Source organism: Xanthomonas sp. JL1, assembly GCF_038405005.1.
In genome coordinates, this window is sequence record NZ_JBBYGR010000031.1 from 1 (window position 1) to 22,725 (window position 22,725).

General features: G+C 66.2%; 15 protein-coding genes and 1 pseudogene. 3 read left to right on the forward strand and 13 right to left on the reverse strand.

What is annotated here, in order from left to right; all coding sequences use genetic code 11:
- A pseudogene (locus WJW29_RS06540) lies at window positions 1–238 on the forward strand (IS630 family transposase); the annotation flags it as partial.
- 11 nt (window positions 239–249) lie between these two features.
- Here WJW29_RS06540 and WJW29_RS06545 read toward each other — a convergent pair.
- The 8 genes from WJW29_RS06545 to pilG form a co-directional block, all read right to left on the reverse strand.
- On the reverse strand, window positions 250–873 hold the full coding sequence (locus tag WJW29_RS06545; protein WP_011258513.1) for a GNAT family N-acetyltransferase: 624 nt from the start codon (window positions 871–873) through the stop codon (window positions 250–252).
- Window positions 874–1,123: 250 nt separating this feature from the next.
- Window positions 1,124–1,600 (reverse strand): chemotaxis protein CheW, encoded by a 477-nt coding sequence (locus WJW29_RS06550; RefSeq protein ID WP_011258512.1) that lies wholly within the window; start codon window positions 1,598–1,600, stop codon window positions 1,124–1,126.
- Window positions 1,601–1,633: 33 nt separating this feature from the next.
- On the reverse strand, window positions 1,634–2,836 hold the full coding sequence (locus WJW29_RS06555) for a chemotaxis protein CheB (protein WP_011408184.1): 1,203 nt from the start codon (window positions 2,834–2,836) through the stop codon (window positions 1,634–1,636).
- A gap of 7 nt (window positions 2,837–2,843) precedes the next feature.
- Entirely contained in the window at window positions 2,844–9,797 is a 6,954-nt protein-coding gene (locus tag WJW29_RS06560) for an Hpt domain-containing protein (protein WP_113084401.1), read from the reverse strand.
- Between the two features lie 113 nt (window positions 9,798–9,910).
- Complete coding sequence (locus tag WJW29_RS06565) at window positions 9,911–11,947, reverse strand: methyl-accepting chemotaxis protein (RefSeq protein ID WP_011258510.1); 2,037 nt, start codon at window positions 11,945–11,947, stop codon at window positions 9,911–9,913.
- A 39-nt stretch (window positions 11,948–11,986) separates the two neighbouring features.
- Entirely contained in the window at window positions 11,987–12,517 is a 531-nt protein-coding gene (locus WJW29_RS06570; RefSeq protein WP_003482487.1) for a chemotaxis protein CheW, read from the reverse strand.
- On the reverse strand, window positions 12,517–12,879 hold the full coding sequence (locus tag WJW29_RS06575; protein ID WP_011258508.1) for a response regulator: 363 nt from the start codon (window positions 12,877–12,879) through the stop codon (window positions 12,517–12,519). The genes WJW29_RS06570 and WJW29_RS06575 overlap by 1 nt, the downstream gene beginning before the upstream one ends.
- 17 nt (window positions 12,880–12,896) lie before the next feature.
- Window positions 12,897–13,298 carry a twitching motility response regulator PilG gene (pilG, locus tag WJW29_RS06580; RefSeq protein WP_005913706.1) on the reverse strand — a complete coding sequence of 134 codons (402 nt, stop codon included), beginning with the start codon at window positions 13,296–13,298 and terminating at the stop codon, window positions 12,897–12,899.
- Between the two features lie 249 nt (window positions 13,299–13,547).
- Here pilG and gshB point away from each other — a divergent pair, with 249 nt between their 5' ends.
- Both gshB and WJW29_RS06590 read left to right on the forward strand, forming a co-directional pair.
- The gene (gshB, locus tag WJW29_RS06585; RefSeq protein WP_011408182.1) at window positions 13,548–14,498 is read left to right on the forward strand and encodes a glutathione synthase; all 951 of its coding nucleotides are present in this window, start codon (window positions 13,548–13,550) and stop codon (window positions 14,496–14,498) included.
- The gene (locus WJW29_RS06590) at window positions 14,495–15,370 is read left to right on the forward strand and encodes a TonB family protein (protein WP_011258506.1); all 876 of its coding nucleotides are present in this window, start codon (window positions 14,495–14,497) and stop codon (window positions 15,368–15,370) included. The genes gshB and WJW29_RS06590 overlap by 4 nt, the downstream gene beginning before the upstream one ends.
- Window positions 15,371–15,663: 293 nt before the next feature.
- On the opposite strand, the gene WJW29_RS06595 is transcribed toward WJW29_RS06590, so the two are convergent.
- The 5 genes from WJW29_RS06595 to mrcB form a co-directional block, all read right to left on the reverse strand.
- Window positions 15,664–16,578 (reverse strand): ADP-ribosylglycohydrolase family protein, encoded by a 915-nt coding sequence (locus tag WJW29_RS06595; RefSeq protein WP_011258505.1) that lies wholly within the window; start codon window positions 16,576–16,578, stop codon window positions 15,664–15,666.
- Entirely contained in the window at window positions 16,575–17,294 is a 720-nt protein-coding gene (gene tsaB, locus WJW29_RS06600) for a tRNA (adenosine(37)-N6)-threonylcarbamoyltransferase complex dimerization subunit type 1 TsaB (RefSeq protein WP_011408180.1), read from the reverse strand. Before tsaB ends, WJW29_RS06595 begins: the two co-directional genes overlap by 4 nt.
- 13 nt (window positions 17,295–17,307) lie before the next feature.
- Window positions 17,308–19,335 (reverse strand): ATP-dependent DNA helicase, encoded by a 2,028-nt coding sequence (locus tag WJW29_RS06605; protein WP_011258503.1) that lies wholly within the window; start codon window positions 19,333–19,335, stop codon window positions 17,308–17,310.
- Between the two features lie 199 nt (window positions 19,336–19,534).
- Window positions 19,535–20,059: a hypothetical protein gene (locus tag WJW29_RS06610; protein ID WP_011408178.1), complete on the reverse strand. Its 525-nt coding sequence runs from the start codon at window positions 20,057–20,059 to the stop codon at window positions 19,535–19,537.
- A gap of 13 nt (window positions 20,060–20,072) precedes the next feature.
- A complete protein-coding gene (gene mrcB, locus WJW29_RS06615; protein ID WP_011258501.1) occupies window positions 20,073–22,517 on the reverse strand; it encodes a penicillin-binding protein 1B in 2,445 nt (814 codons plus the stop codon).
- Window positions 22,518–22,725 lie beyond the last annotated feature (208 nt).

The window sequence follows — 22,725 nt, forward strand, 5'->3', positions numbered from 1 at the left end:
TTACACGCCGACCTACAGCTCCTGGCTCAATCAGGTCGAGCGCTGGTTCGGCCTGATCACCCAACGGGCGATCAGGCGCGGCTCCTTCGACTCGGTGGCTGACCTAAAGCGCAAGATCAACGCCTTCGTGGAGCACTACAATCAAAATCCGCGACCGTTCAAATGGACTGCGACCGCTGACTCGATCCTCGCCAAGATCGAACGGCTCTGTAAAGCTATCAACGGAACGCCACACTAGCCGCCGATGAATTACGGCTCGAGCTCTCGGGCGCTGCGCCCTAAACCGGGCTGACCATCCACTGCGCCTTCGCCAGATGTGTCGTCCTCGCGCAACCTGCTGGTCAACACATGGTCGCGCCAGTGGCCGTTCAATTGCAGGTAGCGCCGCGCATAACCTTCGATCTGGAAGCCAAGCCGCTTCAGCACACGCGCACTGCGCAGATTCTCCGGAACGTGTTGCGCCATCACCCGATGCAGGCCGAGCGGGCCGAAGGCAAATGCAATTGCTTGCGTGGCTGCCCAGTGGATCAAGCCACGCCCCTGCTGCGCGGCGTCCAGGCCGTAGCCCATGTGGCAAGCCTGGAATGCGCCGCGCTGGATCTGGGTGAACCCAGTGGTGCCGATCACCTGCTCGCCCTGCAGCAACACCAGTTGCAACTCACGCTCGCCGGGCACTGCGCTGCGGTATGCGATACACAGGCGGCGCCAACCCTCGACGGTGTAGAACACAGGCGGCCGCAGCGGCATCGCATCGGCCAGGTGCGCACGGTTACGCGTGTGGTAGTCGGCCATTGCAGCCGGGTCGACAACGGCCAGATCGCATAGCACCACGCCGTCGGCGTGCCGCACCGGCGCAAATACCGGAAGACTCATGGCCGCTGCGCGCTCAACATGCGCGCTTCAAACAGGCGTGCAATCTCTCTGCGACGTGCACATCCACCTGATGCATAGAGATCACGCTCCGCAAGCCATCTCCGAAACGCAGTGCCTCATCCCGTGCGTGAATTAAAGCACCCGACTGCAACCAACGCAGTCATCACCGATCAATCAGTGCAACCGGCGTCTGCTGCACTGTGCCACTGCGCTCGCCTGTCGGCGAGCACAGTCACTGCACCAACCGCGCTCAGGCAGCAGCTGCCGCAAACACCTGACCGACCTGCGCTTCGATGGCGTCCAGGTTCGGCAACAGAGCGCTTTGCTCGCCCAGCAGCACGCGCATGTGCACGCCCTCGGGCAACGCGTCTTCCGATGCGTCGGCCAGCAGGCCGTCGCGCGGCACCGAAATCAGTTGCGGGAACGAGGCGCTCAGCAGCGCGAAATACGGCAACGCCGGATTACCGCCCAATGCCTTCAACACGATGACCTTGTTGTTGACTGCGGTGGGCTCTTCACCCATGCCGCTGAGGCGTGCGAACGACAGCAGCGGCACTTTCCAGCCGTACCAGTCGATACGCCCGACCACCCAATGCGGCATGTCGGGCAGCGGTTCGACCGCCACGCGCGACATCACCTCGGCCACCGTCGCGTTCGGCAGCAGCACACGCTCCTGTCCGGCCTGGATCAGGACCCCGCGGATTTCGTCGTTATTGGCGTAGCTCATCGCATGATTCCGATTCGAAAGGAAACGCCCGGCTTATGCCGGCCAACGCTGTGCAAGCGCCTGCGCCAACTGCGCAGGATCGCCGGTCAGAATGCCTTGCCGCGCCAGCCGCGCGGCGGCGGCGGGGTCGTAAGAGCCGTCGATGGATTGGCCGGCCAACCAGCCGCCCTGCTCCGCCAATGCCAGCGATGCTTCTACCATCGCCTCGTTGGCACCGCTGAGCATCAGCACCGCACTGTCGGCCGGCGGCAGCGCAGCGATCAGACCGGCCGGGTCGGCCGGCGACACGAATGCCAGCGCGCCAGCATGCTGGTGCACGCCGACCTCGTCGGAGAGCACATACACCTTGCCCGGCACGACCACCTGCCCCGCCTCACCCAGTTCGACCGGCAGCGCAGACACACGCCCCATCTGCCGCACCAGGTTGCCGTACTGGCCGCCATCCAGGGTCATGCGCACCAGCACCGCGCGCGGAAATTCCGGCGGCAATGCGGCCAGCAGACGGCGGATCGCATCGGGCCCGCCGATGCCGGCCATCACCAACACTGCGCCGGTGACGCTGCCGCTGTGCTCCAGATCCACCAGCGACAATCCGCCGGTCGACAGCGAAGACACATCCGCTGAAGACACATGTGCTTCGGCGCGCGGGCGCACCACCACGGTCACTTCGTCCAGCAAGCCCCAGGTGCTGGAATCGCTCAGGGTCAAACCCGGCTTTTCCGAAGCGGCTGGCGCAGCGTCATGCGTGGATGCACGCGCACACAAGGCATCGCTGGGCACGGTTTCGAACGCATGCGCGGCGGCTTCCAGGTGTTGATCCAGCTGCAGGTCCGAATGCTGGCGCGAGGCCAGCGCCAGACCCGGCTCGGGCTGCAGCGATGGTTCGCTTTCGGTGCCCGGTGGCAAGACGTCGGCGTGGCCGTGCAGTTTTGCCGCCAGATGGCGCACCCAACGCTGCGCTTCCCAGCCCTCGCGACGCACCGTTAGTTCGGCCTCGTCGAAGATCACGGTGACGCCAGGCATGTTGAAAGCCGGCTCCAGCGCTTCGAGTGCGTCTTCGATCAACGGCTCGAGTGCGACCAGCACCGCCACCGGCTCGGCGTCGCGCAGCATCTGCACGTCGACCGCCGATGGCTCGTCTTCCAGCACCACCTGCGCACCAGCCAAGACGAGCGCTTCGCGCAGGCGCTCGCGCGCCTGCCCCGGACGACCCAGCAAAGCAACCGGAGTTCCCATTGCGCCATTAGTCTCGGACACGGGCGATCCCCAGCAGGTCATACACGTTTCGCATCAGATCCAACTCCTGGTAAGGCTTGCCCAGGTAACGCTGCACGCCGATCTGGAAGGCACGCTGGCGATGCTTTTCGCCACTGCGCGAGGTGATCATCACGATCGGCACCGCCTTGAAGCGCGGGTCGGCACGCATCGCGGTCGCCAGTTCGTAGCCGTCCATGCGCGGCATTTCGATATCCAGCAGCATCAGGTCGGGCACGCGCTCTTCGAGCAGTTCTAGCGCCTCGACACCGTCGCGGGCGGTGGTGACGTCCAGGTTGTGACGTTCCAGCACACGGCCGGTGACTTTGCGCATGGTCAGCGAATCGTCGACCACCATCACCAACGGCACCTGACGCTGCGCTTCGGTCTGCGTTTCCAGCGTCTGACGCGCTGGATGGCTGAGGTAACGACGGACCAGCGGCGCGACGTCCAGAATCACCACCACGCGGCCATCGCCGGTGATGGTGGCGCCGTAGATACCGGGCACCGACGCGATCTGCAGGCCCACCGGCTTGACCACGATTTCGCGGTTGCCCAGCACCTGATCGATTGCCACCGCGGCGCGCAGATCGCCCGCACGCACCAGCAACAACGGCACTTGCGCCTGGCCATCGGCACGCGCGGCGGCCTGGCCGACCAGCGAGCCGAGGTCATGCAGCACGTACTCTTCGCCGGCGTAGTGATATCCACCCTCGCCCGACTCGTAACGGGTGCGCGAGATGCGGCCGATACCGCTGACCGAACCCACCGGCACTGCGAACGTGGTCTCCCCAATGCGCACGAACACCGCCTGGGTGACCGCCAGCGTCTGCGGCAGACGCAAGGTGAAGGTGACGCCCTGGCCGCGCACCGAGTGGATGTCCACCGAGCCGCCAACCTGACGCACTTCGTTGCGCACCACGTCCATGCCCACGCCACGGCCAGCCAGCTGGCTGACCTGCTCGGAGGTGCTGAAACCGGAGGCGAAGATCAGTCCATCCAGTTCGGCATCGCTGAGCTCCTGACCGGGCTCGATCAAGCCGCGCTGTTCGCCGCGGCGACGGATCGCCTCGCGGTCCAACCCGGCGCCGTCGTCGGCCACTTCCAGCACGATTTCCGAACCTTCGCGGCGCAGACGGATCGCGATACTGCCTTCTTCCGGCTTGCCCGCATCGCGGCGTTGCTCGGGCGTTTCCAGCCCGTGCGCCACCGAGTTGCGCAGCATGTGTTCCAACGGCGCGACCATGCGATCGAGCACGTTGCGATCGAGTTCGCCCTGGGTGCCTTCCAGCAGCAGGTGCACTTGCTTGCCGGTGTCGCTGGCCGCCTGACGCACCACACGACGCAACCGCGGCACCAAGCCCTCGAACGGCACCATGCGCGCGCGCATCAGGCCGTCCTGCAGTTCGGAGCTGACGCGCGACTGCTGTTGCAGCAAGCCGTCGTACTGACGCGACAGATCTTCCAGCACACCTTGCAAGCCGCCCAAGTCGGCCGCCGATTCGTTCAGCGCGCGGCTGAGCTGCTGCAGGGTGGAAAAGCGGTCCAGTTCCAGCGGATCGAAGGTGCGATCGCCCTGATCCTGTTCGCGCTGATAACGCGCCACGATCTGCGCTTCGGTCTCCAGATCCAGACGGCGCAACTGGTCGCGCAGACGGGCATTGGTGCGATCCAATTCGCCCATGGCGCCGCGGAACGCGCCCAACTGCTGCTCCAGGCGCGAGCGGTAGATCGCCACTTCGCCGGCGTGGTTGACCAGACGGTCGAGCAGGTCGGCGCGCACGCGTACCTGCTCCTGCTGCACGCGCGGCAGGAAGCCTTCTTCGGTCTGGCCTTCCACCGGAACCGGCGCGGACAGCGGTGCCGGTTCCACCGATACTTTGGCGATCGCGCGGACATCGGCGTCGCTGGGCGGGGCGGCATTGCGGCCACGGGTACGGGTTTCGAAGGCTTCCACCAGATCGGTCGGCATCGCCACGGCGCGGTGCTTGCCGGTGCGGGTCAACAACTGGTGCAGGCGATCAAAGCCGCGCTCGAACAGACGCACGTCGTCGCGGTCGATGTCGGTCCGGTTGGCCGCTACGGCTTCAAGCAGCGATTCGATCGCGTGACCGAGGTCGCCGATGGCGTTGATGCCGGCCATGCGCGCACCGCCCTTGAGCGTGTGCAGATCGCGCTGCAGTCCGTTGAGGACATCGCGGTCTTCCGGCACTTCGCGCATGCGGGCGATCAAGCCATCGCAATGGTCCAGCAGGTCGCGGCCTTCTTCGACGAAGATGTCGACCAGCTCGCCGTCGAGTTGATCGAAGTTGAGCGGGCCGATATCGAATGCCGCACCCGCGTCGTTGCTCGCCGTCTCGACAGGCGCGGCCTCTTCCACCGGTGCGCTGAAGGCTGCAGTGGTGTTGGTGTCTTCCGGCTCTGCTGCGCTGTGGTCGGCTGCGGCGCGATCGCTGGCGGCTGCGCGGTGCTCTGCGGAGTCGTCGGCGTACTGGTCGGCAACGGCGTGTTCGCTAGCGTCCGCATGTTCCTCATGTTCCTCATGTTCTGCGTGTTCTGCGTGCTCGACGTGCTCGGCTGCGGCAATCGCGTCGGCCGCTGCATGCGCGTCGGCATGCGTCGCGTCTTCGGAGGTTGAAGCCTGTGCGTCGTGCAGTTGTGGTGCGGTATCGGACTGCGGATCGCCCGATTCTTCCACCTGATCGGCTGCATGCGCCATTTCGAATGCCTGCACCGATTCGACGGTGTGATCGGGCATGACTTCGGCGTTGGCCTGCTCAGTTCGAGAGTGGTCGGTTTCCGCATGCTCGGCCTCGGCACGCTCGTGTTCCGTAGCGTGTTCGGCTTCGCCAGCGTGCTCGTCGGAATGCGCGTCCGTCTGCAGCTGCTCGCTGGATTCGACGTCCTGCTCCGATGGCACCTGCTCGCCTGCATGCCACTGCGCGTCCGAAGCTGCGGACTCGCCCGAATCCACCTGCTGATCCGACGACGCGTACGCTTCGATGTCTGCGTGTTCGCCCAGCGGCGCGGCGACCTCGGCGTGCTGCTGTTCTCCGGTATGCGACTGCCCAGCATGCGGCAGCGCGGCGTCGCCGTGCTGCGCCGCTTCGTCTGCCGGCTGTTCGCCGGCGTGTTCGTGCGTGTCCGCGTGTTCGTGGCGAAGCTGATCGGCCGCGTGGCCTTCCTGGTCGGTCGGCACGCTGTCCAGCGCCGGGGTTCCCGGCGTCCAGTCTTCCGCGTTGGTTGCGTCAGCGTCTTCAGCCAATGCCGTGCCTGTGTACACGGACGCAAGTGCTTCGCTGCTCTCGACCGCGTCGTCAGCGCCTGCTGCACCCTGATCGTCGTGCGTCGGCACGTGCTGCGCATGCGTGTCCGTGGCCTGCTCGGCATCGGCCGCAGCCAGCGTTTGTGCATCGCCCAACGCGGCTTCTGCGTCGGCTGGCTCTTCTACCGCAACGGTGTCGGCATGGGTGCTGATCGCATCGGCAAGCTGCGCAGAGACAACAGCCGGGACCAGCGCGTCGTCGCTCGGTGCATGCGCGGATTCGGCAGACGCATCGACGTGTTCGTGCGAGGCAAGGTGACCGAGATCGTCGACTGTGTGCGATGCAGGCGCGTCCACGGCAAGCGCCGAATCGTGCTCGGCTTCTGCATCGGCCAACGCGTCCACGGCAATCGGCGCGTCGTCCGACTGCGGCTGTGTGTCTTCGGTGTCTTGCGCCGGTGCGGGCGCGTCGAAGGGCAGCGCGCTAGCATCGAGGTACTGCGACAGATCCTGCGCACCGGTCAGTTCGACCGAGGCATTGTTGTCGTCTACCGTGTCGCTGGGTGCATCGACATCGTCCAGCTCGTCCAGGAACACCTGCGGCGGCCACTGCGCTTCCGGCAAGGTGTCCACCAGCGCACGCAAGCGCTCGGTCAACGGTGCAAACGAGGGAATCAACGGCGCATCGGCGCGTAGTGCCGTCACCGTGGTGGCAATCGCGGCAGCGGTGGCGGCAATGGCATCCAAGCCGGCGGCCGACGGTGTGACCGAGGCGGCCAGAAGACGCTTGACGTAGCTTTCGGCCGGCGTCGTCACCAACGTGATTTCCGGCACGTCGGTCATCGCGAACGCGCCACTCATGGTGTGCACGGCGCGCAGCAGTTCTTCGGTCGGCAACTGCGGCTCGGCCTGGCTGGCCTGCAGCCACCCGTTTACCGTGTCCAGATGGGTGGCGACCTCGGCTTCGAGGATCTCGCGCAGCACGCTGTCCACCGAAGCCGGCGTTCCACCGCTGGCGGCAACCACGCTTGTTGCTGCCAGAATCGCGCCGGCGTCTGCCACCGGCGCCGCGGCTGCGGGCACGTAGTAGACCTCTTCGCCTGCCGCAACGCGCTCGGCAATGGCCTGAATTTCCGGCAGGTCGGCGTTGATGCGCCCCTGGTTGCGTAGCGCGGCGTTGAACTGCGGCAGCACGTCGTACGCCAATTCGACCATCGCCACGAGCGCCGGGCTGGCCGGTCGCGAATTATCGAGCACGCGGTTGAGCATGCTCTCGATTTTCCAGCTGAACTCGCCGAGCACGCTGGCACCGACCAAGCGCCCACTGCCCTTCAGGGTGTGAAAGACGCGGCGGATCGGGCGCAGGTGTTCCGGGTTGTTCGGCGCGGCGCGCCACACCGGCAACAACTGGCCCAGGTTGACCAGTTCTTCGTCGAATTCTTCCAGGAAGACGTCGCGGATATCGTCGTCGATATCGCTGTCGCCGAAGCCGCCGAAAATGCCGGCATCAGCGGCGGTCGCAGCCTGAGTACCTTCGCTGGACACGGGTTCGGAAGATGCCTGCGCGGTTTCAGCGTCGGCCGGGACAGTCGTCGCCTGCGGCTGCTGCACATCGAACTGCGCGGCCGCTGCATCGAGTGGGGCCAGGAACGCGGCGGATGCGTCGTCCAGTTCGAACTCGCTGACCACCGCCTGTTGCACGCGCGAAGCGGTGGCCTCGGCTGTTGCTTCGCACGGTGCGTCTTGCGGCTCCTGCACGGGTTCGACGAACGGGTCTTCCAGTTCCTGCGGCGGAAGCGGCGGCGGCGAAAACGCATCTTCGATGCTGGTCTGCGCACGACGCGTTGCGTTCTCGGCAATGAAATCCAACGGCGCTTCGGTCTGCTCGGCATCGCCAGGCAGCGCGATCTGCTCGATCTGCAGCGGCGCGTCTTCGGCAACCACCGGCTCGGCAGCGTGCTCTTGCTCCAGCGCGCTCAAATCCACGGTATAGCTGACCTGCACGACCTCGTTGCCATCCTGCTCGGCCGACACCGGGTCGAACGCAGAGGTGGCGATTGGCGCGACCTGCTCGGTGGTTTCCAGCTGCCAGTCACCGGGCGCTTGCGCGCCGTCGTCGGACAGATCCAGCGGCGCCACGGTGAACGGCACATGCGACTGGCCGGACACGGTTTCTTCAGCGGCAACCGGGTCGAACGAAAACATCGTATCGGTCGCGGCGGCGCCGGTGTCGTGCACCACCCTGGCAGCGAACGGCGTTTCGACCACGGTTTCGTTGACCCATTCCAGCGACGGCGTGGGCGCGGCATCGTTGGCGGCCTGCGGCGTGTCCGCATGCTGCAACGGCGTGGCGGCCACCGTCTGCGGTTCGGCCACGCTGCCCGGCTGGTCGGCACCGATCGGCAAATCGGACGGCTCGCCCGACGGCAGCGGCCAATAACGCAGCGTTTCCAGGCTGTTGCGGGTGATGTCCAGAATCTCCTCGCGGCCGGGACGGCGCTCGCGCAGGGCTTCCAGATAGTACTCCAGGCTGGCCATCGCATCGGCCAGCGTATCCAGCTGTCGGCCACTGGGCACGCGCTGCTTGCAGATCAGTTCCAGATCGACGTAACCACGCACGCCTTCCAGATAATCGGCAGCCTGCGGCAATTCGAGAATGCGCAATGCACCGCCGACTTCGCCGAGCAGGTGCGGCACATTGGCCAGGCGGGCATGGTCCCAGTTGGTTTCGATGAAGGCGACGAAGTGCTCGCGCGCCGCACCGAAGTTGGCGATCGCTTGCTGCGCCAGCACATCGACCGTGCGGCGCACTTCCGAGGAGTTGGCACTGTTGATGACTTCGGTGCCATCGCCCGGATCGGCGCCAAGGCTGGCCACCTGATCGTCCAGCGAGGCATCCACGTACAGCAGCGCGCCGGCGATATCCAGCAGCACGTTGTCGTCCATCTGGGTCTGGCCATCGACCACGCGCGCCAACGCATCGCGCTGCTGCACGACGACATTGCGCGCCACACCCAGGCCCATCATGCCCAGGGTGTCGGCAACGCTGCCCAGATCCTTGACCTGGGTCTGCAGCTTGGCGATGTCACCGCCGGTGCGCAGATGCAGGTCCAGCGCATCTTTGACGCGCAGCAATTCTTCCTTGACCGCATTGCCAACGGTGTCGAGCAATTCGCGATTGCGCCCGCTCAAGCTACCGCGCGCGTGATCCAGCTCGGCCTCGGTGGCGACACCCGACTGCGGGTCGAGCGCAAACAGCACGCTCTCGTTGAGACCCGGCTGGCCACGGGTGGCGCGGATCTCATTGAGCAGCGGCAACAACACGATCGGAATGTCGCGGTGCCCGTTCTGCAAGCGCTCCAGATAATCGGGCAGCAGCACGGTGCCGCGCATCAGCATGGCGCAGGCTTCATCGCGGTCGGCGACCTCGCCCACCTGCACGGCCTGGGCCAGCAGCTCGAGCTCTTCGGCCACCATCGCCGGCGCATACAACTCGACCATGCGCAGCGTGCCCTGCACCTGGTGCAGATAGCCGGCGCAGAACCGCATCCGACTGGTGTCGGACGGTTCTTCGGCAAAGTATTCGATCTCGTTGCGCGCCTGGCGCAACGTCTCGTCCAGCTCTGGCTTGACCCAGCCCAGTGCGGCGTGACTCATCGCATCGCGAAGCGCGCTCATTGCAGCCCCCTGACTACGACCGACTTGCCGCTAGCGCAGCAACCGGTCACTTTCTGCATCGACGTAACGCTACTAGGCGCCATCTGCTGATCCTTTCCCGTTCCGCGTCGTTGTCACGCCGGCAGCTTGAAGTCGGCGACCGAACGGCGCAGATCGGCAGCGAGCTGAGCCAGGTTGCCGATCGATTCGGCCGTCTGCTCCGCACCCTGCGATGTCTGGCTGGTGATCTGACGGATCACGCCCATGGTCTGTGTGATATCCGTCGCCGCGGCCGACTGCTGGTGCGCGGCGATGGAGATGTTCTTAATCAGGTTATTCAAGGCGTTGGACACGCGCTCGATTTCGGTCAGCGCGGTGCCGGCGTCTTCGGCCAGGCGCGCACCGGACACCACTTCGGAGGTGGTCTGCTCCATCGAGCTGACCGCTTCGTTGGTATCGGCCTGAATGGTCTGCACCAGACCTTCAATGCGTCGGGTCGCACTGGAGGTGCGTTCTGCCAGGCGCTGCACTTCGTCGGCCACCACGGCGAAACCGCGGCCGGCCTCGCCGGCCGATGCTGCCTGCACCGCAGCGTTGAGCGCCAGGATGTTGGTCTGCTCGGAAATGTCGTTGATCAGTTCCACGATCGAGCCGATTTCCTGCGAGGATTCGCCCAGCCGCTTGATGCGCTTGGAGGTTTCCTGGATCTGGTCGCGAATCTGATCCATGCCCTGAATCGTCTCGCGCACCACGCCGGCACCTTCGGCGGCGATGACCACCGAGCGCTGCGCCACTTCGGCCGACTCGGTGGAGTTGCGCGACACCTGTTCGATGCTGGCAGCGATTTCGCTGATGCGCTCGGAAGCAGTGGTGATCTGGTTGGCCTGCTGGCCGGCCGCTTCGGCCAGCTGCATGGCCGTGGCCTGGGTTTCCTGGGTCGACACGGCCACTTTGGCTGAGGTGTCGTTGATGGTGGTCACCAGGTGGCGCAGTTCGTCCACGGCGTAGTTGATGGCGTCGGCGATGGCACCGGTCATGTCCTCGGTCACCGAGGCTTTCACCGTCAGGTCACCCTCACCGAGCGAGCTGATTTCGTCCAGCAACCGCATAATCGCCTGCTGGTTGCGGCTGTTGAATTCCACCTGCGACTGGTAGCGCACGTCCTGCTCGCGGGTCCGCACGCGCACCGAGCTCCACACGAAGCCGATGATCGCCAGCAGCGCGACCAGGCCGGACACCACGCCCAGCCAGAAGTTCGGGAACAGGCGCGTGTCGCGCACCGAACCGAACGAAGAGAACGCATCGAACAGCTTCTTGCTGTCGTCGAGCATCTTGCTGGAGCCAGCCGTCAGCGCGGCAGCCGAGGACTGCGCGGCAAACAGGTTGCGCGAGTTGGCGAGGATGGCGTCGACGTCCCTCTTCATCCTCGTCCACTGGGCCTGCGACTGTTCCAGCGCCGACAACGCGGCCGGGTTTCGGACCGCGGCGATGCCGAGTTCCTCGTTGCCTGCGCGCAAGCCTTCGAGCATCTGCGTGAACACCACCGAGTCGCGTGCCAGCGCGTCGCCGGACGCGACCGCATCGTCTTCGCCGGCGCGGATTTCGGTCACCCGCCGCGCCATGGTTCCGGCTACCACGACCTGCTGCAAGGTGTTGTAGATCTGCGAAGCCGGCGCGCCGCTGACGGTCATCGCACGCACCACTTCGTTCAACTGCGCCTGCAATTGCGGGACGCTGCCGGAGAAGCGGTTGGCGTTGACTGCGATCGCCAGCACCGCCTGTTCGCTGGCGATGACCTGATCGGCGTTCTTGCTCAGCGGCACCCAGGTCGCCTTGAGCTGCGACATCGAGCTGGCGATCGGGCCTTCCTGGCCGTAACGGCCATCCAGATCGTTGACCGTGCTGTCGATGCGGCCCTTGGTCTCCTTGAACGCGGCAAATGCCTTAGTGTCGCCGGAGACCGCTTCGCGGCCCTGGTTAGCCAGCTGCTGCGAAAGCACCTGCAAGTCGGCCGCGCTAACACCGGCGCCGGCAAGATGACTGCTCTGCCAGGTCGCGACGCCGGTGTTGGCGCCAAACACGATCATCGACAACACCAGCAAGCCAAGCCAGAAGCTGGTGCTGACGCTGCCGAGCTTGTTGGTCTTGCGGGCGTCCGGGGCGGTACTCATGGTTCGACCTCGATCTGTATGACGTGGCAGGGTCGCGGCTTAGGCCGCGGCCTGCCGGAATTCAGGAGTGCGCGACAGCAAGGCCAGGGAAAACACCCCCCAGTCCTGCGTCTCGTTGCGGAAGGCACGGTCGATAAAGTGGGCGTAGCGGCCTTGCGCCAACTCGCCGGGTTCCACCGCCTGGACCTGCTCGAAGCTGCGTTGGCCGTACAGCTCATCGATGGTCAGGGCGACGTCGCCGCCGCTCTGACGCATGATCAGCACACGCTGGCCTTCCTGCAGCACCGTGCGACGGCCCTCCAGGAACTGCTTCAGATCGATCACCGGAAATAGATTGCCGCGCAGGTTGCCCACGCCCAGCAGCCAGGGCTGTGCGCCCGGCACCGGAGTCACTGGCGGCATCGGCACGATTTCCGCCACTTCGCGGAAGTCAGAAACCAATCGCCGGGTACCGACGCGGTAACCTACGCCGCGCCAGATATCTGCAGAGAACTGGCGTTCCGGCAGCGGCGTGGCGTGCGCAAGACTACGACGCTCGTAGTCTTCGAGAATATCGAATGGAGAGCGCATCAACGCACCAGTTGTCTGATGCGCGCGATCAAATCGTCTTCGCGCGGCGGCTTGACGATGTAGTCGCTGGCACCTTGTCGCAAACCCCAGGCCCTGTCGGTTTCCATGCCCTTGGTGCTGACCAGCAGCACGGGGATGTCCTTGGTAGCCTGGTCGCGTGCAAGTGCACGCGTTGCCTGGAAGCCGCTCATGCCGGGCAACACCACATCCATCAACACAAGATCGGGCACCTGGCTGCGAACCAGCTCAAGTCCCTCTTCTGCGTTATCGGTGGCGACGACCGTATGGCCTGCTTTTTCCAGCCATTGACTGAAGACTGCGCTGTCGGTGGGCGAGTCCTCGATCAATACAATTCGAGCCATGTTGCCTTTCCCCCTGGTCAGGCGTGGACGTACGTGCGGATTGCGCTCAATAGTTCTTCACGGGTGAACGGCTTGGTCAGATATTGCTCGGAACCGACGATGCGGCCGCGTGCCTTGTCGAACAGCCCATCCTTGGACGACAACATGATTACCGGCGTCGATTTGAAGAGCTGGTTGCCCTTGATCAACGCGCACGTCTGGTAGCCATCCAGGCGCGGCATCATGATGTCAACAAAAATGATCTGAGGTTGCTGGTCCGCAATTTTGGCCAGTGCCTCGAAACCATCCGTTGCTGTCACTACTTCACAACCTTCCCGCTTCAGCAGCGTTTCGGCGGTGCGGCGAATGGTTTTCGAATCATCGATCACCATCACCTTGAGTCCTGCGAGTTCCCCACCCGCAGCAATGTTTTCACTCATCACATATCCCCAGGCGCGCGACGCGTCATCCCTTCCGACGTCGCTACGAAACTGCATGTATATCCCAAGACCAGCATCGACTGTCAAGGGCGCATTGCCGGGGCCCCGCCAGGCGGACGTTCCGACCACGTCTGGGCGCGTCCCGGCCGGCAAGTCGCGCACTACGACCCGCCGGGCGCGCCATCGCCCATCGCTTGAAGTTACCATCGGCAAGTTACCATCGGCAGCTTGTTCGAAAGGTTTAGCCCCATGTCGCTCGACGTCGTCGTGGTGATGGATCCCATCGCCTCCATCAAGATCGCCAAAGACACCACGTTTGCCATGCTGCTGGACGCCCAGCGCCGTGGCCACCGCCTGCATTACGTGCGCCCGGGCGGGCTGAGCCTGCGCGAAGGCCGCGCGGTGGCGCAGGTCGCGCCGCTGAGCGTACGCGAAGACAAGACCAACTGGTTCACGCTGGGCGAGTTCGCCGAGCTGGAATTCGGCCCCGGCCAGGTGGTGTTGATGCGCAAGGACCCGCCGGTGGATGCGGAGTTCGTCTACGACACCCAGGTGCTAAGCGTGGCGCAGCGCGCCGGCGCGCAGATCGTCAACGACCCGCAGGGCCTGCGCGACTACAACGAGAAGCTGGCAGCGCTGCTGTTTCCGCAGTGCTGCCCGCCCACCCTGGTCAGCCGCGATGCCGCCGCGCTCAAGGCCTTTGTGTTGGAGCATGGTCAGGCGGTACTCAAGCCGCTGGACGGCATGGGCGGGCGCTCGATCTTCCGTAGCGGCACCGGCGACCCCAACCTCAACGTGATTCTGGAAACGCTGACCGACGGCAACCGCAAGCTGACCCTGGCGCAGCGCTTCATCCCCGACATCAGCGCCGGCGACAAGCGCATCCTGCTGGTGGACGGCGTGCCGGTGGATTACTGCCTGGCGCGGATTCCGCAGGGCGACGAGTTCCGCGGCAACCTGGCGGCCGGCGGGCGCGGCGAAGGCCGGCTGTTGTCCGAGCGCGACCGCTGGATCGCGGCTCAGGTGGGCCCGGAAATGCGCCGCCGCGGCATGCGCTTCGTGGGCCTGGATGTGATCGGCGATTACCTGACCGAGGTCAACGTCACCAGCCCCACCTGCGTGCGCGAGCTGGATGCCCAGTTCGGCCTGAACATCGCCGGGCTGCTGTTCGACGCGATCGAGGCAGGCGCCGCGCAATGAGCACGGCCGCGGCGCTGCCGGCACCGATGGACGACGGTCGCCGGCTGATGATGACGCTGGTGATCTCGCTGCTGTTGCACGGCGTGCTGATCCTGGGCGTGGTGTTTGCGGTCAGCGAAGACGCGCCACTGGTGCCAACCCTGGATGTGATCTTCAGCCAGACCAGCACACCGTTGACGCCCAAGCAGGCCGACTTCCTGGCCCAGGCCAACCAGCAGGGCGGCGGCAATCACGACACCGCGCAGCGCCCGCGCGACAGCCAGCCGGGCGTGGTGCCACAGGACCGCACCGGGCTGGCGCCACAGGCACAACGCGCCACCAGCGTGAACGCGCCGGCGCCGACCCAGACCCGCGTGGTGACCAGCCGTCGCGGCGAGCAGGCCGTGCCGACGCCACAACCCAATCCGCAGACCGACCCACTCACTCCTGCAGATGCGCAACGCTTGCAGCGCGATGCCGAAATGGCCCGGCTCGCAGCCGAAGTGCATTTGCGCTCCGAGCAGTACGCCAAACGCCCGAACCGCAAGTTCGTCTCGGCCAGCACCCGCGAATACGCATATGCGAACTATCTACGCGCCTGGGTGGACCGCGCCGAGCGCGTGGGCAATCTGAATTATCCCGACGACGCCCGCCGCCGCCGGCTGGGCGGCAAGGTCGTCATCAACGTGGGCGTGCGCCGCGACGGCAGCGTGGAAAGCAGCAGCGTGCTGGTCTCCAGCGGGGTTCCGCTGCTCGACGATGCCGCATTACGCTTGGTGCAACTGGCGCAGCCGTTCCCGCCGCTGCCCAAGACCAAGGACGATGTGGACATCCTGCAGGTCACGCGCACCTGGTTGTTCCTGCCCGGCGGCGAGCTGCACGACGATCGCTGAGGTAGCGGGCGCGTTGCTTGCGCCGCGCATCGCGCCACACCCTGGCGGCGCTGACCTGATAAACACTGCAATGCGGCGGCAAGGCCGCTGCGGCGACGCGCGCGATCCGCACAGCGTCCACTGCGATAGCGAGGCAGAGACAGCACGCACACCGCCACGCGCGTGCACCAGTCTGGCACCGCAATCACGCCTGATCGGGCCGCCCCCCCCCATCAAGGGCCGCAAGCACGACGCCGGCGCTTCACCTACAGCGTGCTGCATACGTGCCGGTCCGTTGAATCGTGGCTGCGGCCTCAGGCCACTGACGCCGCCTCGTACAACCGGTCTGCCAGCACAACAATCTCTGCCGCATCCTGCACGCGTTCGCGCCAGGCGGCCGGGATGCCGTCGATGCCGTAAAACGCGCCGGCGAGCTGCCCGCAGATCGCTGCGGTGGTGTCCGCATCGTCGCCCAGGTTGGCGGCACGCAGCACGGCCTCGGCACAGCTCTCGGTGGTGGCGAAACACCACAGCGCTGCCGACAGCGAATCGATGACATAGCCCATACCGCAGATCTGCGCGGCGGGCACGGCGACATGGTCGCGGATCGCCAATGCGTGGACTGCAGGCGTCAGCGACGTTTCCGGTTGCGCATGGAGCACCTGATCGCGCGTGCCTCCAAGCAGCGCGGCGCGCAGCTGGACCGCGAACAGCCGGCAGGCATCCAGTGCTTCGGCAGCGGCATGGGTGGTGCGCGAACTGTCGTCCGCGCGATCGGCCAGTTGGTCAGGACACTGCGCGTCATACATCGCCACCGGCGCCAGCCGCATCAACGAACCATTGCCAGCCGAGCGCGGATCGGTGCCGCCGCCGAAGGCCGGGCCGCCATCCAGATAGCGCTCCAGCGCCTGGCGCACGGTCGCACCGATATCGCAGCAGGCACCGGTACTGCTGAGCTGACCGTGCTGGTACCAATTGCAATCGCGGTTCATCTGATCGGCCGCGTCGAAGCCCTGCCGATGCAGCAGGCTATGCGCCAGGCACAAGGCCATCGAGGGGTCGTCGGTCCACTGCCCGGCCCGCAAGGCAAACGGGCCGCCGCCGTGCATGTCGTCGATCGGCGTGAAGCTGCCCGGCGCGCAGAATTCGAGCGTGGTGCCTAGCGCATCGCCCACCGCCAGACCGAGCAGGCAACCGCGAAAACGCGCATGCCGGGCAGCATCGGTCATGGCGATGCGCCGGCCGCCTTCGCGGCGCGGGCGGCCTGTTGCTCGACCAGGGTGAGCGCGACGTTGTCGCGCAGGTAGGCCGGCTCCACCCGCTCCGGCGCCACGCCTTGGCCGCGCCGCAGGGCCGGCACCGCGAGCGTGAGCAGATCGGCGGCACGCGGCAGCGCGGCGGCATCGACACTGGTCAGGCGCGTCGCAAAGCGCTGTTGCAGCAGCGCATCGGCAGCCGCCAGACCGGTGCCGACAGCGGCCATGCGCTGCGCCGTATCGGGCAGCACGAGTGCTTCCGGCGCGCAGACCACTTCCGGCGCCAGTTCCAGCACCGTGTCGTCACCGCGCGCGAAGACACCGGCATACACCTCGCCCATGCGCGCATCGATGCAGGCCAGTACATGGCTCGCTTCGGCCGGCGCGCGCAGGGCCAGCACCTGCAACGTGGAAACGGCCAGCACCGGCACATCCAGCGCCAAGGCGATGCCCTGCGCAATGCCGATCGCCAGACGCACGCCAGTGAACGCGCCAGGGCCACGGCCGACCGCAATCGCATCGAGCTGGCGGCGCGTAATACCTGCCTCGGCCAGCAGCTGCTCGGCCCAGGGCAGCGCCAGTTCGGCGTGGCGGCGCGGCGCCAGTTCGAAGCGCTCGATCACGCGACCGTCGACGTGCACGGCGACGGAACAGGCTTCGGTGGAGGTCTCGAAGGCGAGGACGTTCATGGCAGGGCCGCAGTCAGAAAGAATAAGAAGATCGATCATCGCCGAACGGCAACGCGAGTACGCCATTGTCGCCCACCGCCTCTGCAACACCAAAAAACGCTTGCACATCGGCTATGGCGTGGGTGCGCGCAAATGGCGGCAGCGATTTCATGAAGGTGCGTCCATAGCTTTTGTTGACCAGCCGCGGGTCGCACAGCACCAGCACGCCACGGTCGGTTTCGCTGCGAATGAGTCGACCCACGCCCTGCTTGAGCGCGATCACCGCCTGCGGCAGCTGCTCGTCGCGGAACGGGTTGCCGCCCTCGCGGCGAATCGCATCCAGGCGCGCTTCGAACACCGGGTCGTCGGGCGCGGCGAACGGCAGCTTGTCGATCACCACCACGCTCAAGGCATCGCCGACCACGTCCACGCCCTCGCGGAAACTGGCCGAGCCCAGCAGCACACCGTTACCGGAATCGCGGAAGCGCTGTAGCAAGGTCGCGCGCGGCGCCTCACCCTGCACGAATAACGGCCACGGCGCACCGCGCAAGGCTTCGGCCGCTTCGCGCAGCGCGCGGTGCGAGGCGAACAATAGAAACGCACGGCCTTTGGAGGCTTCCAGCACCGGCGTCAACGCACCGATCAGCGCAGTGCCAAACCCGCGTGCGGCCGGATCGGGCAGGTTCGGCGGCAGATAGCACAAGGCCTGACGCGCCCAATCGAACGGGCTGGGTTGCAGCAAGGTCACCGGATCATTCAAACCCAGACGCTGCGCAATGTGGTCGAACTCGCCGCCCACCGCCAGCGTGGCCGAGGTGAATACCCAGGCTGCATGCGATTTTTCGCGATGCTCGCGCAACGGGCCGGATACATCCAGCGGCGTGCGCTGGCAGCGGAAGCCGCGCGGGCTGAGTTCGTACCAGAGCACATCGTTGTCGACGGTCTCTTCTGGCGGATCCTGCGCGAAATCAGCTACTGACACGTCTTCGCCCAACCAGCGCGACAGGCGATTCAAGGCTTCTTGCGCACGTGCGGTGCAGCCATCGAAGCCAGGCGAGGCCTCACGCAAAGGCAGCAGGGATTGGCCCAACCGTGCCAATGACGACAGCACCGCGTCGAACCCTTCGCGCACCTGCGGCTTGGCCAGCGCACGCCATTGCGTGCCACGCGCCGGCAACCCCTCCATGCCGGCGCGCAGGCTGCGCAAGGCGTCGTCCAGAGCCAGGATCGGCGCCTGCAGGCTGGCTTGCGCGCCGGCCACCAGGCGCGCTTCGACCATGCAGTCGCGCGCCAGCTCCTGCCACGGCCGCATGCCGAAACTTTCGCCGAAGAAATTGGCCGCCAGCTCCGGCAATTGATGCGCTTCGTCGATGACGAAGGCCTGCGCGCCAGGCAGGATTTCGCCGAAGCCTTCCTGCTTGAGCGCCAGATCGGCCAGCAGCAGATGGTGATTGACCACCACCAGATCGGCCGCTTGCGCACGCTGGCGCGCTTGCACCACGAAGCACTCGCTATAGAACGGGCATTCGGTGCCCAGGCAGTTGTCGACGGTGGAGGTCACCATCGGCAGCAGCGGCGAGTCGTCGGGCAAGGCTTCGAGTTCGGCCATGTCGCCGGACTGGGTGCGCCCGCTCCAGGCCACGATGCGCTGGAACTGCGAGACCTGTTCGGGCGTGGCAAAGCGCGGCTCACCGCGCGCCTGCTGGGTGCGGTACTTGCACAGATAGTTGGCGCGGCCCTTCAGCAACGCGCTACGCAGGCCCACGCCCAGCGCGGCGCGCACGCGCGGCAGATCGCGATGGAACAGCTGATCCTGCAGCGCGCGCGTGCCGGTGGAAACGATGGTCTTGAGCCCGGACAGCAGCGCCGGCACCAGATAGGCGTAGGTCTTGCCGGTGCCGGTGCCGGCCTCTGCCAGCAACACATCGCGCTGCTCGAATGCCTCGGCAATCGCTCCGGTCAGGCGCAACTGCGCAGCACGTGGCGCGAAGGCGTCGAGCTGACGCGCAAGCGCCCCACCCTCGCTGAGCGCTTCGATGCTGACAGTGGCAAGTTGGGACATGAGACCAAACGGAAAGCGCAGAGGAAGCGCGACAGCCTAGCGCGTGCGCAGTGATGCGGCTGGGTGTACGTGACGGAGTGCAGCCAGGCGCAGGCACGCTGCCCGCACTGCATGCCCAACACCCGCTTCACGCCAGACGCGATTCCGTCAGCGACCGGTGGTCTGTCGTCAGGCGGTACGCCCCGCCGAGTGGCAGATCTCAGTACCGCTTCAGGCCCGGCACCGTGCAGCCAGCGATCTGCGCCCTGGCCGAGGCAGCATTCTCCTTCTCGCCTCGCGCCAGCCGCGACTGCTCGATGGTGGCCCAGTGGCGACGGCACAGCGGACCGGTCTTGGAGCCAAGCGCGATCGCCTGCTTGGCGAAGCGCTCGGCGGCCGGCCAGTCGGCCTGCAGCACGGACACTTCTGCGCGTTCCTGCAGAATCGCCGGGTCGCCCGACACCAGGCCCAGCGCCTGATCCAGCGCCGCGGCGGCGCCGGCCAGATCGCCGGCCTGACGCTTGCTCTTTGAGGTGTCGCGCAAATCATCGACCTGCGGGTCGCGCAGCGGCTGCACCGACAGCTCGGTGTCGTCCACGCCAGCGTCGCGTTCGATCAGCAACAGCCGCTGGGTCGGGGTCGTCGGGTCCACCGGCGTCGGTGGCGGTGCGGGCGGTGCGGTGACGCAGGCGGTGACTGCGGCCGATACGGCGATCATGACCAGCAAACGGTGCATTCGGTTCATGGGTGACTCCAAATCAATGCGCCGGTGGGGCCGTGGCAGGCGCCGGGGCGGGTTGTTCGGGCTTCTTTTCCAGACCGAAGAAGCGGCGCCAGCCACCGCCGCTGGATTGTTCGGCGGGTGCGGCCGCTTCGCCGGGCGCAGCTTCGATCGATGGTGCATTGCCGGCACACGGGGCGTAGGCCGGCGTGAAGCCGACCACGAACGGGAACTGGCGCGCGCCCGGGCAACCGGGGTCGGTCACGCCGGTACCGCTGGCGTCCACCCACTGCCAATCCAGGCCTCTGCCGCTGACCTTCAATGGCGCACTCGGCAGGCGGGCGAAGATGCTCGACCACACCCGCATCGCGCCGGTGGCGCCATACAGGCCGGTCTCGGCGTTCTGGTCGTTGCCCATCCAGATCACCGCCAGGTGGTCGCCGGTATAGCCGGCATACCAACTGTCGCGACCATCGTTGGAGGTACCGGTCTTGCCGGCCGACGACAAGCGACCCAGGCCATCGCCCAGCAGCTGGCGCGCGGTACCGTTGCTGACTACCTGCTGCAGACCGATGCTGATCAGGTTGGCAGCCACCGAATCGCCTTCCTGCGCCGGTGCCGGGGTCTTGTCGTAGCGCTTGAGCAGCTTGCCCTGCGGATCGAGCACACCGCGCACCGCGTGCAGCGGCTGGATCTCGCCGCCGGCCGCCAGGAACTGGTAAAGCTGCGCCATGCCATACGGGCTCTGGTCGGTCGTGCCCAGGATCAAGGCCGGATTGGGCTCGGCCTTGATGCCGGCCAAGACCTGGATCAGTTGCGCGATGCGGTCTGCGCCGACCTGCATGCCCACCCGCACCGTGGCCTGGTTGTAGGAATGCGCCAGCGCATCGACCAGACGCACAGTGCCGTGGCTGCGGTTGTCGGAATTGCCGGGCGACCAGGTCCTGCCGCGGCTGAGCTGCACGGTGACCGGCGAGTCGTCGACCCAGCTGGACAGCGCCCAGCGGTCCGGCGAGGCCAGCGCCAGCATGTACACGAACGGCTTGAGCAACGAGCCCACCTGCCGCTGCGCTTCCACCGCACGATTGAAGCCCGGCTTGGCCACCTCGCGGCTGCCGACCACCGCCAGCACATCGCCGTTGTGCACGTCGGTGAGCACCAGCCCGGCCTGCAGCGGCGGGCGCTTCTTGTTGTCCAGCCGCTTGATGGTGCCGGTGACCGCCCCTTCGGCATACGCCTGCGCAGACGGCGACATGCCCGTGAGCACGCTCATGCCGGCGCCCTGCAGGACGCCTTCCGGGTAATCGTGCGCCAGCTGGCGCCGCACCAAGTCCACATAGGCGGGGAAACGATTGGCTGCGACCAGGCCGGGCTCGGTGGGCACGCCCAGCGGCGCGGCCAGCGCGCGCTTGTACTCGGCGTCGTTGATCAGGTTGTTTTCGTGCAGCTTGCCGAGCACGAAATTGCGCCGGTCCAGCGCGCGCTCCGGGTTGCGCCGCGGGTCGTAGTACGACGGCCCCTTGACCAGCCCGATCAACAACGCGATCTGCTCGGTGGTCATCGAATTGAGTTCGCGGCCGAACCACAGCTCGGCGCCCGACGACACACCGTGGATCGCCTGCCCGCCGCGCTGGCCCAGATACACCTGGTTGAGATAGGCCTCCAGGATGGTGCGCTTGTCGTAACGCGCCTCCATGATCACCGCGTACAGGATCTCGTTGAACTTGCGCGTCAGCGTCTGTTCCTTGCCGATGCCGAGCAGGCCGCTGCGGGCCAACTGCTGGGTCAGCGTGCTGGCACCCTGGCGAACCTGGCCGCCGGAGCGCGCCATGATCCAGGCCGCGCGCACCATGCCACTCAGATCGATGCCGTGGTGGCTGTTGAAGTCGCGATCTTCCACCGCCTGCAGGCCGGTGACCAGCAGCTCGGGCACTTCTTCCATGCGCACCAGGCGGCGTTCTTCCTGCTTTTGGCCGTACAGGGTGGCAATGCGCGCCGGGTCCAGGCGTGCGCTTTCGAGCGCTTTGCGGTCGCCGGCGTCGCGCAGCGTGGCCACGCGCCCGCCCGCCAGGCTGACGTCGATACGGCGCGCCGGCACATGCCCATCCACATCGATATAGCCGCGGCTGGCGATGGTGAAGCGGCTGCCGTCCTGCTGATAGGTGCCAGGCAGCTTCGCCTGACCGTCGTCACTGTACGACGCCGCATCCAGCTCGGTCTTCAGCGTGGCCGCATCCAGCGCGATGCCGGGCACCAGCACCAATGGCCGCCCGTACACGCGGGTCGGGATCTGCCAACGCAACTCGCCGAAGCGCTGGGTGACCTGCTTGTTCAGATATACCGTATAGGGAATCAGGAAACCGAGCGCCAGCGCGAACGCGGCAAATCCCCAGACGATGAGTCTGCGTTGCCAGCGGGAGCCTTGCGCGTTGGTATCGTCCTCGAAATCGTCGGGAGCGTCGTTGTCGTGGCGTCGGGGCACAGGAATGCGAGGATGTAGAGTCCGGCGAGTCTAGCGCAGCGCTGTCATGGCTGTGACCCACCGCACCCGTCGACCGTTAAGAGCCGCTAACAAAACGACCAACGCCGCTTCGCTGGGAGCGACGTGTTCTCGGCAGCAGCGGGCACGGCTCGTACACTGCGTTGGCAGACGCACCAATTGCCTCGCCCCCGCGCTCTGCTCGCCACGT

What these genes read in the sequence shown, in the direction of transcription:
- tsaB (WP_011408180.1), bottom strand. Translation starts at nt 17,294, where the DNA reads ATGAACGTCCTCGCCTTCGAGACCTCCACCGAAGCCTGTTCCGTCGCC.
- WJW29_RS06610 (WP_011408178.1), bottom strand. Translation starts at nt 20,059, where the DNA reads ATGAACCGAATGCACCGTTTGCTGGTCATGATCGCCGTATCGGCCGCA.
- pilG (WP_005913706.1), bottom strand. Translation starts at nt 13,298, where the DNA reads ATGAGTGAAAACATTGCTGCGGGTGGGGAACTCGCAGGACTCAAGGTG.
- WJW29_RS06560 (WP_113084401.1), bottom strand. Translation starts at nt 9,797, where the DNA reads ATGAGCGCGCTTCGCGATGCGATGAGTCACGCCGCACTGGGCTGGGTC.
- WJW29_RS06575 (WP_011258508.1), bottom strand. Translation starts at nt 12,879, where the DNA reads ATGGCTCGAATTGTATTGATCGAGGACTCGCCCACCGACAGCGCAGTC.
- WJW29_RS06550 (WP_011258512.1), bottom strand. Translation starts at nt 1,600, where the DNA reads ATGAGCTACGCCAATAACGACGAAATCCGCGGGGTCCTGATCCAGGCC.
- WJW29_RS06555 (WP_011408184.1), bottom strand. Translation starts at nt 2,836, where the DNA reads ATGGGAACTCCGGTTGCTTTGCTGGGTCGTCCGGGGCAGGCGCGCGAG.
- WJW29_RS06590 (WP_011258506.1), top strand. Translation starts at nt 14,495, where the DNA reads ATGAGCACGGCCGCGGCGCTGCCGGCACCGATGGACGACGGTCGCCGG.
- WJW29_RS06605 (WP_011258503.1), bottom strand. Translation starts at nt 19,335, where the DNA reads ATGTCCCAACTTGCCACTGTCAGCATCGAAGCGCTCAGCGAGGGTGGG.
- WJW29_RS06595 (WP_011258505.1), bottom strand. Translation starts at nt 16,578, where the DNA reads ATGACCGATGCTGCCCGGCATGCGCGTTTTCGCGGTTGCCTGCTCGGT.
- gshB (WP_011408182.1), top strand. Translation starts at nt 13,548, where the DNA reads ATGTCGCTCGACGTCGTCGTGGTGATGGATCCCATCGCCTCCATCAAG.
- WJW29_RS06565 (WP_011258510.1), bottom strand. Translation starts at nt 11,947, where the DNA reads ATGAGTACCGCCCCGGACGCCCGCAAGACCAACAAGCTCGGCAGCGTC.
- WJW29_RS06570 (WP_003482487.1), bottom strand. Translation starts at nt 12,517, where the DNA reads ATGCGCTCTCCATTCGATATTCTCGAAGACTACGAGCGTCGTAGTCTT.
- WJW29_RS06545 (WP_011258513.1), bottom strand. Translation starts at nt 873, where the DNA reads ATGAGTCTTCCGGTATTTGCGCCGGTGCGGCACGCCGACGGCGTGGTG.